12 protein-coding genes and 1 riboswitch are annotated in these 14,501 nt (G+C 72.3%); of the genes, 10 read left to right on the top strand and 2 right to left on the bottom strand.

Annotation, left to right across the window (positions count from 1 at the left end; genetic code table 11):
• The first annotated feature begins 24 nt into the window (after positions 1-24).
• The 9 genes from coaBC (at position 25) to Aple_RS47965 (ending at position 11,752) form a co-directional block, all read left to right on the top strand.
• Entirely contained in the window at positions 25-1,245 is a 1,221-nt protein-coding gene (coaBC, locus tag Aple_RS48005) for a bifunctional phosphopantothenoylcysteine decarboxylase/phosphopantothenate--cysteine ligase CoaBC (RefSeq protein WP_155351475.1), read from the top strand.
• A 172-nt stretch (positions 1,246-1,417) separates the two neighbouring features.
• On the top strand, positions 1,418-1,786 hold the full coding sequence (locus tag Aple_RS48000) for a hypothetical protein (RefSeq protein ID WP_155351474.1): 369 nt from the start codon (positions 1,418-1,420) through the stop codon (positions 1,784-1,786).
• Positions 1,787-1,879: 93 nt separating this feature from the next.
• On the top strand, positions 1,880-3,067 hold the full coding sequence (gene metK / locus Aple_RS47995) for a methionine adenosyltransferase (protein WP_155351473.1): 1,188 nt from the start codon (positions 1,880-1,882) through the stop codon (positions 3,065-3,067).
• 338 nt (positions 3,068-3,405) lie between these two features.
• On the top strand, positions 3,406-5,682 hold the full coding sequence (locus tag Aple_RS47990) for a primosomal protein N' (protein ID WP_155351472.1): 2,277 nt from the start codon (positions 3,406-3,408) through the stop codon (positions 5,680-5,682).
• 173 nt (positions 5,683-5,855) lie between these two features.
• On the top strand, positions 5,856-7,544 hold the full coding sequence (locus Aple_RS47985; RefSeq protein ID WP_155351471.1) for a hypothetical protein: 1,689 nt from the start codon (positions 5,856-5,858) through the stop codon (positions 7,542-7,544).
• Between the two features lie 23 nt (positions 7,545-7,567).
• On the top strand, positions 7,568-8,812 hold the full coding sequence (locus Aple_RS47980) for a hypothetical protein (RefSeq protein ID WP_246265488.1): 1,245 nt from the start codon (positions 7,568-7,570) through the stop codon (positions 8,810-8,812).
• A gap of 61 nt (positions 8,813-8,873) precedes the next feature.
• Positions 8,874-9,422: a peptide deformylase gene (def, locus tag Aple_RS47975; RefSeq protein ID WP_155351470.1), complete on the top strand. Its 549-nt coding sequence runs from the start codon at positions 8,874-8,876 to the stop codon at positions 9,420-9,422.
• 15 nt (positions 9,423-9,437) lie between these two features.
• Positions 9,438-10,364, top strand: a complete 927-nt coding sequence (fmt, locus tag Aple_RS47970) for a methionyl-tRNA formyltransferase (RefSeq protein WP_155351469.1) — start codon at positions 9,438-9,440, stop codon at positions 10,362-10,364.
• A 20-nt stretch (positions 10,365-10,384) separates the two neighbouring features.
• Positions 10,385-11,752: an RsmB/NOP family class I SAM-dependent RNA methyltransferase gene (locus Aple_RS47965; RefSeq protein ID WP_155351468.1), complete on the top strand. Its 1,368-nt coding sequence runs from the start codon at positions 10,385-10,387 to the stop codon at positions 11,750-11,752.
• Here Aple_RS47965 and Aple_RS47960 read toward each other — a convergent pair.
• Both Aple_RS47960 and Aple_RS47955 read right to left on the bottom strand, forming a co-directional pair.
• Positions 11,749-12,546, bottom strand: coding sequence for a DUF2705 family protein (locus tag Aple_RS47960; RefSeq protein WP_155351467.1), 798 nt, complete (start codon positions 12,544-12,546; stop codon positions 11,749-11,751). The genes Aple_RS47965 and Aple_RS47960 overlap by 4 nt on opposite strands.
• Positions 12,543-13,460 carry an ABC transporter ATP-binding protein gene (locus Aple_RS47955; protein ID WP_155351466.1) on the bottom strand — a complete coding sequence of 306 codons (918 nt, stop codon included), beginning with the start codon at positions 13,458-13,460 and terminating at the stop codon, positions 12,543-12,545. Before Aple_RS47955 ends, Aple_RS47960 begins: the two co-directional genes overlap by 4 nt.
• 60 nt (positions 13,461-13,520) lie before the next feature.
• Between Aple_RS47955 and rpe the strand changes: the two genes are divergently transcribed.
• Positions 13,521-14,192 carry a ribulose-phosphate 3-epimerase gene (gene rpe, locus Aple_RS47950; protein ID WP_155351465.1) on the top strand — a complete coding sequence of 224 codons (672 nt, stop codon included), beginning with the start codon at positions 13,521-13,523 and terminating at the stop codon, positions 14,190-14,192.
• Positions 14,193-14,272: 80 nt separating this feature from the next.
• A riboswitch (FMN riboswitch) is annotated at positions 14,273-14,403 on the top strand.
• The last annotated feature ends 98 nt before the right edge of the window (positions 14,404-14,501 follow it).

Below are 14,501 nucleotides of genomic sequence, written 5' to 3'. Positions count from 1 at the left end.
GAGTGTGGGCGACCCAAAGGGCGGGTGGGTGGGGTGAAACCTCGTGTCGTTCTGGGGGTTGGTGGGGGGATCGCCGCGTACAAGGCTTGTGAGTTGTTGCGGCTTTTTGCGGAGTCAGGGCATGACGTGCGGGTGGTGCCGACTCGGGATGCTTTGAAGTTCGTGGGGGAAGCGACGTGGGCGGCGCTTTCGGGGAAGGCGGTCAGTGCTGAGGTCTGGGATGCGGTGGAAGAGGTGCCGCATGTTCGGATCGGGAAGAGTGCTGATCTTGTGGTGGTGGCGCCGGCCACGGCGGATTTGATGGCGCGGGCCGCGCAGGGGCTGGCCAATGATTTGTTGACGAATACGTTGCTGACGGCTCGGTGTCCGGTGGTTTTCGCGCCGGCGATGCATACCGAGATGTGGGAGCATCCGGCGACTCAGGCCAATGTGGCGACCTTGCGGGAGCGCGGGGCGATTGTGGTCGAGCCTGCTGTGGGGCGGTTGACCGGGGTGGATACCGGTAAGGGGCGGTTGCCGGATCCTGAGGAGATATTTCGGGTTTGTCGGGATGTGTTGAAGGGGTCTACGGCGGATCTCGTGGGGCGGCGGGTGGTGGTCTCGGCGGGGGGGACGAGGGAGGCCATCGATCCGGTGCGGTTCATCGGGAACCGGTCGTCGGGGTTGCAGGGATACGCGCTGGCGCGGACGGCGGTGGCCCGGGGGGCCGAGGTCACGCTCGTGGCGGCCAACGTGGGGCTGCCCGATCCGGCGGGAGCGCGGGTGGTCCGCGTCGAGTCGGCGATCCAGTTGCGGGAAGCCGTGCTGGCGGCCGCTGAGGGCGCGGATGTGGTCGTGATGGCGGCGGCGGTGGCCGATTTCCGGCCGGTACGGCAACAGGCCACGAAGATCAAGAAGACGCCCGGCGAACCAGAGCCCATCTATCTCACGAAAAATCCGGACATTCTTGCGGAGCTGGGGGAGACCCGGAGGAAGCGGCGGGAAGAAGGCCGGCCGTACCCGGAAGTGATCGTCGGGTTCGCGGCCGAGACCGACGACGTGCTCGCCAACGGGCGGGCGAAGCTCGCCCGGAAGGGCTGTGACCTGCTGGTCGTCAACCAGGTGGGGGAGAACCTGGCGTTCGGCACGCCGGACAACGCCGCCATCGTCCTGGCCGCCGACGGTGACCCGGTTGAGATCCCGCGTGGGCCAAAAGAGGATCTCGCGGGCATAGTGTGGGATCTGGTAGCCGGACGCCTGGTGTAACGACCGCCCCGCCGGGACAAACAGGGATTAGGCCCCAGTCCGGACGCCCCACCGGCACCGGACCGGCCACCGTGCGACCGCTGGATTCGCCAGGGCGGACACCGCCGCCAGGCGCTTCCAGGCCGACCCCGGGCAAGCGACAAGCACGAGGGCACGCGAAGGAGCGATAGCCATGCCGGTGACCGCCGCTATCCGAGCGCGCTGCCGGGCTTTGCTTCCAGTCGGAGAAGACCTCCGCTACGTCTTCCCGGCGCAGTCGATGAGCGCCCCGGGCGTGGCGGGCTTCCTGATCGTCGTCACCGACCGGTCCATCACCGTCCTGGCGACCAAGATGTTCGACCGCTCGGAGCCCGCGTCGGTGTGGGCGGTCCACCCGCGCCGTACCCGACTGGGACCGATCGAATTCGCGGGCGGGCCCACGATCGAGTTCGGCGGGATGGTGTTCGAAGTGGACGAGGAATATGTCGCGGTTGTCGGCGCGGCGGACGCGGAAGCGTTCGCGCCCGGAGATCTTCCGCGCGATCCCCTTCCTGACTTGTAGATTTGAGACAGTTTCGCGACGCCAAGCTCGGTAGGGCTACACTCGGCGAAGCTATTTTAGACGCCAGCAGCCGCTGCATATAGGAGCCACGAGTTGTCCCGTCGCCTGTTCACCTCCGAGTCGGTAACCGAGGGCCACCCCGACAAGATCGCCGACCAGATCAGTGACGCGATTCTCGACGCCATGCTCAAGGACGATCCGAAGAGCCGCGTCGCCGTCGAGACGATGATCACTACCGGTCAGGTTCACGTCGCGGGCGAGGTGACGACCGAGACGTATGTCGATATTCCCGGCGTCATCCGCGAGAAGATCCTGGAAATCGGATACGACGCCTCGCACAAGGGCTTCGACGGCGCCTCCTGTGGCGTCTCGGTGTCCATCGGCGCGCAGTCGCCCGACATCGCCCAGGGCGTCGACGACGCGTACGAGGCGCGCGAGGGCGAGACGGCCGACGAGCTGGACCGCCAGGGCGCCGGCGACCAGGGCCTGATGTTCGGCTACGCCTGCCGCGAGACTCCCGAGCTGATGCCGCTGCCGATCACGCTCGCCCACCGGATGGCCAAGCGCCTGTCCGAGGTCCGCAAGAACGGCACCGTGCCCTACCTGCGCCCCGACGGCAAGACCCAGGTCACCATCGAGTATGACGGCGACCGCCCGGTCCGCCTCGACACGGTCGTGGTCTCCACCCAGCACGCCCCGGAGATCGACCTCAAGGAGATGCTGACCCCGGACATCCGCGAGCACGTGGTCGAGCCGATCCTGGCCGACCTGGAGCTGGACGTCGAGGGTTACCGCCTGCTGGTCAACCCGACCGGCCGGTTCGAGATCGGCGGCCCGATGGGCGACGCCGGCCTGACCGGACGCAAGATTATCGTGGACACCTACGGCGGCATGGCCCGCCACGGCGGCGGCGCCTTCTCCGGCAAGGACCCGTCCAAGGTGGACCGCTCCGCGGCCTACGCGATGCGCTGGGTGGCCAAGAACATCGTCGCCGCCGGCCTGGCCGACCGCGCCGAGGTCCAGGTGGCGTACGCGATCGGCAAGGCCCAGCCGGTCGGCGTCTTCGTGGAGACCTTCGGCACCGAGAAGGTCGACGTGGAGAAGATCCAGGACGCCGTGCTCCAGGTCTTCGACCTCCGGCCCGCCGCGATCATCCGCGACCTCGACCTGCTCCGCCCGATCTACTCCGAGACCGCCGCGTACGGCCACTTCGGCCGGGAGGGCGTCTCCTGGGAGTCGACCGACCGCGCCGACGCCCTGCGCCAGGCCGCCGGTCTGTAATCCCGTTCCGTCCATGATCAGGCGGCGTCCGGCCCGAGTTAGGCGCCGGAGGCCGCCGGTTCGTAGTCCCCTTCCATGCATGATCAGGCGGCGTCCGGTGCGAGTTGGGCACCGGAGGCCGCCGGTTTGTGGTCCCGTTCCATGCATGATCAGGCGGTGTCCGGCGCGGGTCGGGCACCGGAGGCCGCCGGTTTGTGGTCCCGTTCCATGCATGATCAGGCGGTGTCCGGCGCGAGTTGGGCACCGGAGGCCGCCGGTTTGTCACTCCGTTCCGTACATGAGACGACGGTGTCCGGCGCGAGTTGGGCGCCGTCCTCGTGTTCTGGTAGGACGGGTGCGTGACTGAGCCCCGGGGGGTCGCGCAGGAGGCGCTGATCGCGCTGTCCGGCCCGCGCAAAGCTCCCGCGAAAGGTGCGCCCGACCAGGCAGAGCAGGATCCGGTCGCCCGGATTCTGGTGGATTCGCCGCTGCCGCACCTGGATCGGCCGTTCGACTACCTCGTTCCCGCGGCGATGCACGAGGACGCGGTGCCCGGCTGCCGGGTGCGCGTGCGTTTCGCCGGGAAACTCACCGATGGCTTCCTGCTGGAGCGGGCCGCCGAAAGCGAGCACGAGGGCACGTTGCTGTTCCTCGACCGGGTGGTCTCGCCCGAGCCGGTGCTGACTCCGGAGATCGCCGCCCTCGCCCGCGCGGTCGCCGACCGCTACGCCGGGACGATGTCGGATGTGCTGCGGCTCGCGATCCCGCCACGCCACGCCAAGGTCGAGGCAGAGCGGCCCAACCCCCAGGCCGATTCGGGCGAGGCCTCCAACCCGCGAGCCAATGCAGACGAGCTCCCCAGCCCGCGAGTCGATTCGGGCGAGCCCTCCAAGCTGCGATTCGATTCGGGCGAGCCCTCCAGCCTCCGGGCCGATTCGGGTGAGCCGTCCGCCGGGAAGGCGTGGGCGCCCTACCCGATCGGCGAATCGTTCCTCACCGCGCTGCGGGATGGGCGCGCGCCCCGGGCCGTCTGGTGCGCGGTGCCCGGCACCGGCGACGAGGGCCCCTCGTGGCCCGCCGCCGTGGCCGAGGCGGTGCGGGCCACGCTGGCGGGCGGGCGTGGCGCGCTGGTGGTCCTGCCCGACGGCAAGGATGTGGCGTTGCTCGACCGCGTGCTCACCGGCGCGGCCCGCGAACGCGGCGCCTCCCACGGCAAGAACCTCTCCCACGGCAAGAGCGTCTCGCACGGCAAGAACGGGGCATCGCTCGCGCGCGGACGCGGCACCTCCGACGGGACCACGGGCGATCATGTCGCCCTCACCGCCGACCTGGGCCCGGCGGAGCGCTACCGGCGCTGGCTGCGGGTGCTGCGCGGCCAGGCGCGCGCCGTCATCGGCACCCGGGCGGTGGCGTTCGCGCCGGTGCGCGACCTCGGCCTGGCCGTGCTCTGGGACGACGGGGACGATCTGCACGCCGAGCGGCTCGCGCCGTACCCGCACGCCAGGGAGGTGCTCGCGCTGCGCGCGCACCAGGCCGAGGCGGGCATGCTGATCGGGGGTTACGCGATGACCGCCGAGGCCGCGCAGCTCATCGCCACCGGCTGGGCCAAACCCCTGGTCGCCGACCGGGACGGCGTGCGCGCGCGAGCGCCCCGGGTGCGCCCGGCGGGCGACGACGCCGAGCTGGCCAGGGACCAGGCCGCCCGCGCCGCCCGGCTGCCGAGTCTGGCCTGGCGGGCGCTCAAGCAAGGTCTCGAGCACGGTCCGGTGCTCGTCCAGGTTCCGCGCCGCGGCTACCTGCCGTCGCTGGCCTGCCAGCACTGCCGGGCGCCCGCCCGGTGCCCGGCGGACACCCCGGCGGACACCCCGGCGGGTCCCTGCTCGGGGCCGCTGGCGCTGCGCGGAGGGCACGCGATGCCGTACTGCCGCTGGTGCGGCCGGATCGCGGGGGAGTGGCGCTGCCCGGCCTGCGGCGGCGTCCGGGTCCGGGCCAGCGTGGTCGGCTCCCGCCGCACCGCCGAGGAGCTCGGCCGGGCCTTCGCCTCGGTCCGGGTGACCACCTCGGGCCGGGACGGCGTGCAGGCCACGGTCGGCTCCGCCCCCGCCCTGGTGGTGGCCACCCCGGGCGCCGAGCCCGTGCCCGACGGCGGCTACGCGGCGGCCGTGCTGCTGGACGGCTGGGCGCTGCTCGGCCGCCCCGACCTGCGCTCCGCCGAGGAGACCCTGCGCCGCTGGCTCAACGCCGCCGCGCTGGTACGGCCAGGGGCCGAGGTGGTCGTCCTGGCCGACGCCGGGATCCCGGCCGTCCAGGCCCTGCTGCGCTGGGACCCGGTCACCCACGCGGAGCGCGAACTGGGCGACCGCGCCGAGCTGGGCTTCCCCCCGGCCACCCGGATGGCCACGCTCACCGGCGCGCCCGCGGCCGTCCGTGAGATGCTCGCCGCGCTGGCCCTGCCCGCGGGCGCCGGCGTGCTCGGCCCGGTCCCGGTCGAGGCTGAGCAGGAACGTGCCATGATCCGCGTCCCCCGCGCGGGCGGCGCCGAGCTCGCCCGGGTGCTCAAGGGCGCCGAGGGCGTGCGCTCGGCACGCAAGGCCGACCTGGTACGGGTCCAGATTGACCCCTTGGACCTGATCTGAAGCACTGGGGAACGTGATCCGAAGCATGGAGGAACCTGATCCGAAGCGCTGGGGAGCCTGATCCGAAGCACGGAGGAACCCGATCTGGAGCACGGAGCACCCCACCCGTCACACCCCGCACAGGAGGTTCGCGCCGATTCGCGATGCGGTCAGTAACCCGTTAGCGTCTCCCTGTGTCGATCGAATGGGTGAACCGGGCCATCGACGGTCTCCGCGTGTGGGGCAACGAGAAGGGCGTCGAGGTCGACGTCGACGAAGTGCGGTTGCTGTGTGACTACGCCAGCGACTACCTGGAGGTGCACGAGCTCGGCGACTTCCGGCCGGGCACGTTCGAGGAACTCCTGCTGGAGATCTACCCGCGCAAGGTGATCGCCCCGCCGGAGACCGCCCCCGAGACCGTGGCCGCCGCCAGGACGCTGATCGAGTTCCTGGTCGAGACCGGCGAGATCGCCACCAAGGCGGCCGCCCGGATGCGCGCCACCCTCGACCGCATCGGCCCCGAGATGCCCGCCGCCCTGGCCGACACCAGCAAGTTCGGCATGGCCAAGAGCATCTTCAGCGCCATCGGCGCCGACTCCCTGGAACTCGGCGACCCGCTGCCCGTGCAGGGCGCGACCACCGAGGCGGTCAGGGACACGGCCACCCTGGACGAGGACTGCGACTGCCCCGGCTGCGCCCCCCTCCCGCCCGTCCGGCTGGCCCCGGCCGCCGAGATCGCCGCCGCCGTCCGCGAGGTGCCGCTGCTCCGCGACGCGCACACGGTCGCCGCCTGGCTGGCCGACCAGAACCGCACCACCACCGTCCGCAAGGCGCTGCGGGTCAAGGACGCCCGGCTGATCACCCAGGAGCTGGGCGTGGCCAGGCCCGCGCTGGCCTGGCGGCTGGCCCTGGAACTCGGCCTGGCCGACCTGGCGGGCACCGCCGTCGTCAAGGAGCCGGGCTTCCGCCCGCTGCACGCCAGAGCCCAGGAGGACGTGCTGGACCTGTGGGTCGGCACCGTCGAGTTCCTCGGCGAGGAGGGCCGCGAAGTCACCGGCGAGACCCTGGTCGACGACGCCATCTACTCCCTCCACGACCTGCTCTACCGGCTGCAGGAGCCGGTCCCGTTCGACCAGGTCGGCGACTACCTGCGCGAGGTCGGCGACGGCGGCCTGGTGGAGGACCTGCCCGCCGCTCTGGCGGCCCTGTCCTACGCGGGCACCGTGCGGCTGACCCCCGGCGGCCTCACGCTCACCGAGCACGGGCAGTGGGGCCTGCGCGAGATGTATGACGAGCTCGGCCTGGACGCCCCGGTATCCGCCGACCTGGCCGCCGGGGACGCCGAATCCTTGATCACCGGGCTCCTGAACGACTGGTCTCCCGACGATGTCACCGAAAGGGACGTGGACCGCTGGCTGTCGGCCCGCAGCCCCGCCGACGCCGCCGCCGAGCTCCTGGCCGCCGTCGCCGGCGCGCCCGCCCAGGTGCGCGGCGTCGCGGTGACGATCGTGGACCGGCTCGGCCACGCCGCCGAACCCTCCGTCCGCGACCGTCTCTCCGACCCGGAGCTGCGCCCGCATGCGATCCACTGGCTGTCCTCCCGCGGCCTGGACGCGCCGCCGCTGACCGAGGACGAGATGTTGTGGTTCACCGTGGACATGCTCGCGCTGGCCCTGCCGGCCGCCGAGGCCGACCCGGAGCGTTTCGCCGAGAACATGGGCGCGTCAGGACCGCCGCCCGAGGTGATCGAGGATCTGTGGCGGGTGGAGCACCCCGATCTGGTCGCGGTGCTCGAACTGCTCGGCCAGACGCTGCCCGACGACATGGCGGCGAAAGCGGCGAGGAAGGCCGCCTTCAAGGCTCGTTCGCGGGGCATCAGGTAACTCCTGTGGAGTAAGTTGCAGAGATGCCTGGTTCTGGGATCCTCGACAGCGACGTGCTCACATTCCCGCCGGTCGAGCTGGCGCTCGACGACGAGCTTGCGGCCATCGTGCTCGCGGTGCCCCTGGTGCGCGACGCCCACCGGCTCGCCACCTGGACCGGCGTCCGCGCGGTCACCGGAGAGAACCTGCTCTCCGAGGGCGACGCCGCCGCGGCCGTCGAGGCGCTCGGCCTGCCGCCCCGGCGGCTCGCGCTGCTCTGGATCGTGGCGGTGAACGGCCGCCTGATCGAGATCACCCGGGAGGGCGCGCGGTCAGGCCCCGGCTTCACCGACCCGATGGAGTTCTGGGACGGCGTGGTCATGGACGTGCTGGACCGCACCGACGCCCAGACCGGCGCCGGCCTGACCGGCTCCGCGGTGATCGACGAGCACTTGACCGAGATCCTGGCCACCATGTACTCGGTCCGCGACGGCATGGCGTTCACCGCCCTGGCCTCCGGCATCCTGCAGGCGCACGAGGTCGGCTGCGAGGCCCGCCCGGCCGAGTTGCGGCGGCTGCGCCTGTCCCTGCCCGCCGAGCTGGCCGAGGCGATGGAGCTGCTGCGCTACTGCGGGCTCATCGAGATCGCCGGGGACTTGGTCCGGCTCACCCCGCCGGGCGTCTGGGCGGTCCGGCGGGACCTGCTCCGCGAGGGCCACGACGCGCCGTCCCTCCGCGAGGTCGCGGGCCTGGCCGAGCTCAGCGCGGGCGAGCTGGTGGACGCCATGCTGGCGGGCCGCGCCTCGGCCAGCGCGGCCACGCTCTGGCTGGAACGGCGCGTCCCCGAGGAGGCCGCCCGCGACCTGATCAAGATCGCCGCCTCCGGCAACGCCGCCCAGCGCGGCACCGCCGGGACCATCCTGGAGGAGCTCGGCCCCGAGGCCGCCGCCGCCGTCCGGGAAGCCCTGGACGAGCCCATGATGTGGCGGTACGCGGCGGCCTGGCTGGGCGTGCGGGACCTGGAGGCCCCGGCGCTGGGCGGCGGCGACGGCGCGTGGGTGGCGGTGGACACGCTGGCCGCGCTGCTCTACCTGAAGCCCCGGGTGGACTCGCCCGCCAAGCTGGACATCCTCGGGGAGGACTTACTGAGCCTGGTCCCCGAGATGGGCGCCGCCGACCACCCTGACACGCTGGCCGTGCTGGAATTGCTCGGCAAGCACCATCCGGACGTGGTCGTGGCCAAGGCCGCGCGCAAGACCGCGATGAAGGCCCGCTCCCGCGCGCACTGAACAGGCTTCCTCCCCGGGACCCGTAAACTGGGGTGATCCCTAGGTAATGAGGAGCCCGCTGGTGGCCATTCAGCCGATCCGCCTGTTCGGCGACCCCGTCCTGCGCACGCCCGCGGATCCGGTGACAGACTTCGACAAGGAACTGCGCAAGCTCGTCAAGGACCTCACCGACACCATGATGGACGCGCCGGGCGCGGGCTTGGCGGCGCCCCAGATCGGGGTCGGCCTGCGCGTGTTCACCTACTACATCGACGACGAGCTGGGCCACCTGATCAACCCGGACCTGGACCTGTCGGCCGACCTGGACGAGGAGGGCGAGGAGGGCTGCCTGTCCTTCCCCGGCCTGTCCTTCCCGACGCCGCGGGCGATCCGGGCGGTGGCCAAGGGCTTCAACATGTACGGTGACCCTGTCACGATCGAGGGCTCCGACCTGATGGCCCGCTGCCTCCAGCACGAGACCGACCACCTCAACGGGGTGCTGTTCATCGACCGCATGGACGTCAAGCAGCGCAAACTCGCCATGAAGGCGATCCGCGAGGCGGAGTGGAGCGGCATGTCGGCCCCGGTCGTCAAGGTGTCGCCGCACGCCACCCAGGGCCGGGCCATCTAGCCAGGAAGGACTGAGTTGAGGCTGGTCTTCGCGGGCACGCCCGAGACCGCGCTGCCGTCGCTGCGGGCGCTGCTGGCGTCCCGGCACGAGGTCGTCGCCGTGGTCACCCGGCCGGACGCCGAGGCGGGCCGGGGGCGCAAGGTGCGGCCCAGCCCGGTCGCCGAGCTGGCCGCGGAGTCGGGCATCGAGGTGCTGCGGCCGGAGAAGGCGGGCGACCCCGCGTTCCTGGACCGGCTGCGCCAGATCGCCCCGGACTGCTGCCCGGTCGTCGCGTACGGCGCGTTGCTGCCACAGGCGGCCCTGGACATTCCCCGGCACGGCTGGATCAACCTGCACTTCTCGCTGCTGCCCGCCTGGCGCGGCGCGGCCCCCGTGCAGCACGCGATCCTGCACGGCGACGAGATCACCGGCGCGGCCACCTTCCAGATCGTCCGCGAGCTGGACGCCGGTCCGGTGTTCGGCGTGGTCACCGAGGAGATCCGGCCTGCGGACACGAGCGGCGAGCTGCTCGAGCGGCTGGCCGAATCCGGCGCGGGCCTGCTGGCCGTCACGCTGGACGGCGTCGAGGACGGCACTCTGGAGGCCCGCCCGCAGCCGCCCGACGGCGTCAGCCTGGCCCCGAAGATCACCGTGGAGGTGGCGCGGGTGGACTGGGCGGCCCCCGCCATGCGGGTGGACCGGCTGGTCCGGGCCTGCGCCCCCAACCCCGGCGCCTGGACCGAGTTCCGCGGCCAGCGCGTCAAGCTCGGCCCGGTCCGGCTCCTGCCGGACGCCGAGAAGCTGGCCCCGGGCGAGCTCCGGGTGAGCAAGAACAGCGTCCTCGCCGGCACGGGCAGCCACCCGGTCGAGCTCGGCGAGGTGCGGCCACAAGGGAAGCGCCAGATGCTGGCGGGAGACTGGGCGCGAGGCGTCCGCATAACAGACCAGGATCGGCTGGACTAGTGACGGGAAACCGGGCCGGAATGAGCCAAGGTGCCAACCGGCGAGGCGGGAACAGGCCTTCCAAACCGGTCAGGGACGAGGCGCGCAACGCCGCCTACGATCTGATGCGCGCGGTCGACGAGCGGGACGCGTACGCGAACCTGCTGATGCCGGTCATGCTCCGGCAGCGCGGCATCACCGGCCGGGACGCCGCGCTGGCGACCGAGCTGGCCTACGGCACGCTGCGCGGGCTGGGCACCTACGACGAGATCGTGGCCGCGTGCAGCGACCGGGCCCCGGAGGACGTGGATCCGCCGCTGCTGGACGCGATCAGGCTGGGCGCGCACCAGCTGCTCAAGACCCGAATCCCGGCGCACGCGGCGGTCAGCGCCACCATCGACCTGGTCCGGCTGCGGGTCGGCGAGGGCCCGTCCCGGTTTGCCAACGCCGTGCTCCGCAAGGTCGCCGGGCGTTCCCTGCCGGACTGGCTGGAGATCGTCGCCCCACCGGCGGACAAGGACCCGGTCGGCCACCTGTCGATCGTGCACAGCCATCCGGCCTGGATCGTGGCCGCGCTGCGGGACGCGGTCGGCGGCGACTTCGCCGAGACGGCCGCGCTGCTGGCGGCCGACAACGAGCGTCCCCGGGTGGCCCTGGTGGCCCGCCCCGGCCGGGCGACCATCGACGAGCTGGTCGCGGCGGGCGCGGAACCGGCCGCGTACTCGCCGTACGGCGCGTACCTGACCGAGGGTGATCCGGGATCGCTGGCCGCCGTCGGGGAGGCCCGCGCGGCGGTGCAGGACGAGGCCAGCCAGCTGGTGGCGCTCGCGCTCACCCGGGTGCCGCTGGACCGGGACGGCCTCTGGCTGGACATGTGCGCGGGCCCCGGCGGCAAGGCCGGGCTGCTGGACGCCGTCGCCGTCCAGACCGGCGCCCGGGTGCTCGCCGCCGACGTGCAGGAACACCGGGCCAGGATGGTGTGGCGGACCACCAAGGAGGCCAAGGTCGTGGTCGCGGACGGCCTGGAGCCCGCCTGGCGGCCCGGCGCGTTCGACCGGGTGCTGCTGGACGCGCCGTGCACCGGGCTCGGCGCGCTGCGCCGCCGCCCGGAGGCGCGCTGGCGGCGCGACCCGAGCGGCATGCCGGAGCTCACCCGCCTGCAGCGCCGCCTGCTCGACTCCGCCCTGGACGCGGTACGGCCCGGCGGCGTCGTCGCCTACATCACCTGCTCGCCCCACCTGGCCGAGACCAGAGCCGTGATCGCCGACGTGGCCGGCCGGGTGGACACGCTGGACGCCCGGGAGTTCCTGCCGGAGGTCCCCGGCCTCGGCGACGGCCCGTACGCCCAGTTCTGGCCGCACCGGCACGGCACCGACGCGATGTTCCTGGCGCTGCTCAGGAAACGTTAGGCGTCCCGCCGGCGGAACGCCCAGAGCGCGAAAGCCAAGATGATCGCGGTGTATCCGGCGAACACCCCGAATCCCGTCCACGGGGCGAGCGAGCCGGACGTCTCCGCGGCGTTCATGATCGCGGAGCCCGCCGTGGACGGGAGGTATTTCTGCGTCGTCGCGCCCCACTGGCCGGGCAGGAACGCGCCGAAGATCGGCAGCACGAACAGCACGCCCAGCACGGCCGTGATCGCTCCGGCGGTGTGCCGCACGAGGGTCGCCACGCCCAGCGAGAACAGGGCGACCAGCGCCAGGTAGAGGCCGCCGCCGAGCACCGCGCGCAGCAGGCCCGGCTGGCCGAGCGTGGCGGCCAGGCCCTTGGTCGCGAACACCGCCTGCGAGGCGAAGAACGACGCGAACGACACGAGCAGGCCGGTGACCAGGCTGACCACCGCCAGCACGACCAGCTTGGCCGCCAGCAGCCGGCCCCGGCGCGGCACCGCCGCCAGGGTGGACTTGATCGAGCCGGTGGAGTACTCGCCCGACATGGTCAGCACGCCGAGCACGCCCAGCGTGATGACGCCGAAGTTCAGCCCGGCCAGGCCGTACGCGCCCGGGTCGAAGGCGGCGCGGCGGGCGGCGGGCAGCTGGTCGAGGGAGACCACGAACGCGAGCGCGAGCAGCGCGGACAGGCCGACCGTGACGATCACGGTGGCCAGCAGGCCCCAGAACGCGGACCTGACCGTGAAGAACTTCAGCCATTCCGCGGACAGGGCCTGGGCGAAGGTGGCGCGGCGGCGCGTGCCGCGGCTCACGCCGCGCCCCTGGCGTGCGCGTGGAACTCGACGCTGTCGGCGGTCAGGCGCATGAACGCGTCCTCCAGGGACGGCTGGACCACCGTCAGCTCGTGCAGGCGGAGCCGGGCCGCGTAGGCGAGGTCGCCGATCTGGACGGGGCTCACGCCGTACACGAGCAGGCAGCCGCGCTCGCCCGGGGCGGTGCGCACGCCGCGCGCGGTGAGCAGCGGGGCCAGGGCGAGCAGGTCGGGGGAGCGGACCCGGACGTGGCTGGAGGCGTTGGCGGCGATGAAGGCGCTCATCGTGGTGTCGGCCAGGATCCGGCCCTTGCCGATGACCAGCAGCCGCTCGGCGGTCAGCGCCATCTCCGCCATCAGGTGGCTGGAGACGAACACGGTCCGGCCCTCGGCGGCCAGGCTCCGCATCAGCTGCCTGATCCACCGGATGCCCTCCGGGTCCAGGCCGTTGACCGGCTCGTCGAACAGCAGCACGCCGGGGTCGCCGAGCAGCGCGGCCGCGATGCCCAGCCGTTGCGCCATGCCGAGCGAGAACCCGCCCGCCCGCTTGCCCGCCACCTCGGTCAGCCCGACCAGATCCAGCGTCTCGGCCACCCGCCGCCGGGAGATCCCGTTCGCCCTCGCCAGGCAGCGCAGATGGTTGTACGCCGTGCGCCCCCCGTGCACGGACTTGGCCTCCAGCAGCGCGCCCACCTCGCGCAGCGGCGCGGGCAGCTCCCGGTAACGCCGCCCGTTCACGCTCACCCGCCCGGCCGTCGGGTGGTCCAGGCCCAGGATCATCCGCATCGTGGTGGACTTCCCCGCGCCATTAGGGCCGAGGAACCCCGTGACCACACCCGGCCTGACCTCGAAGTCGATGTGATCGACCGCCGTCTTCGCGCCGTAGACCTTGGTGAGGCCCTGTGCCTGGATCATGATGTCGAGGCTAGGACGCGTGCGGTAAAGCCCACGGGTGTCGCCGTAGAATTGCCGGTCATGGCCGTACAGATCTCGCCCAGCATCCTGTCCGCCGACTTCGCCCGCCTCGCCGACGAGGCGGCGCGGGTGGAAGGGGTGGCCGACTGGCTGCACGTGGACGTCATGGACAACCATTTCGTGCCCAATCTCACCCTGGGGCTGCCGGTGGTGGAGGCGCTGCTGCGGGCCACCCCGATTCCGGTCGACTGCCATCTCATGATCGAGGACCCGGACCGGTGGGCGCCCGGCTACGCCGAGGCCGGGGCCGGGAGCGTGACCGTGCACGCCGAGGCCGCCAAGGCGCCGGTGCGGACGTTGCGGGCGATCCGGGCGGCCGGGGCCAGGTCGGGGTTCGCGCTCAATCCGGCCACCTCGATCGAGGCGTACGAGGACCTGCTGCCCGAGATCGACATGCTGCTGCTGATGACGGTGGAGCCCGGGTTCGGCGGGCAGCGGTTCCTGGACGTGGTGCTGCCGAAGATCACCCGGACCCGGGCGCTGATCGAGAAGCACGGCGGGGAGATCTGGCTGCAGGTCGACGGCGGCGTCTCGGCCGAGACGATCGAACGCTGCGCCGCCGCCGGGGCGGACGTGTTCGTGGCGGGCAACGCGGTCTACGCGGCCGACGACCCGGCCCAGGCCGTGCGGGACCTGCGCGCGCTGGCGTCGGCGCATCCGCGCCTGGGGTAGCTTGAAACAAGCGTTTGCTTGTCTCATCAGATGGATGGGTCGCCGCGATTCGCGGTGGCATGGCACACTAAAAGCGAGCAAAGCGTGCTCCGGGGTCGGTGTAATTCCGAACCGGCGGTTACAGTCCGCGACCCGGCCGAAGCCATCGGCCGGTTGACCTGGTGAAACTCCAGGACCGACGGTGAAAGTCCGGATGGGAGGCAGCGCGCTGGCGGGCGGTAGGGCGTCCCCCGATTTTTCGGGGAGGTCCGCTGTCCGCTGACGGAGTGCACCGGTGTGCACCCCGTCGCCACCCCCGGGGCCCGCCTG

It is taken from the genome of Acrocarpospora pleiomorpha (assembly GCF_009687885.1).
In the GTDB taxonomy this organism is placed as follows: Bacteria; Actinomycetota; Actinomycetes; order Streptosporangiales; family Streptosporangiaceae; genus Acrocarpospora; species Acrocarpospora pleiomorpha.
The sequence above is the reverse complement of the archived record's forward strand: the minus strand, read 5'-3'. Positions and strand labels throughout refer to the sequence as shown.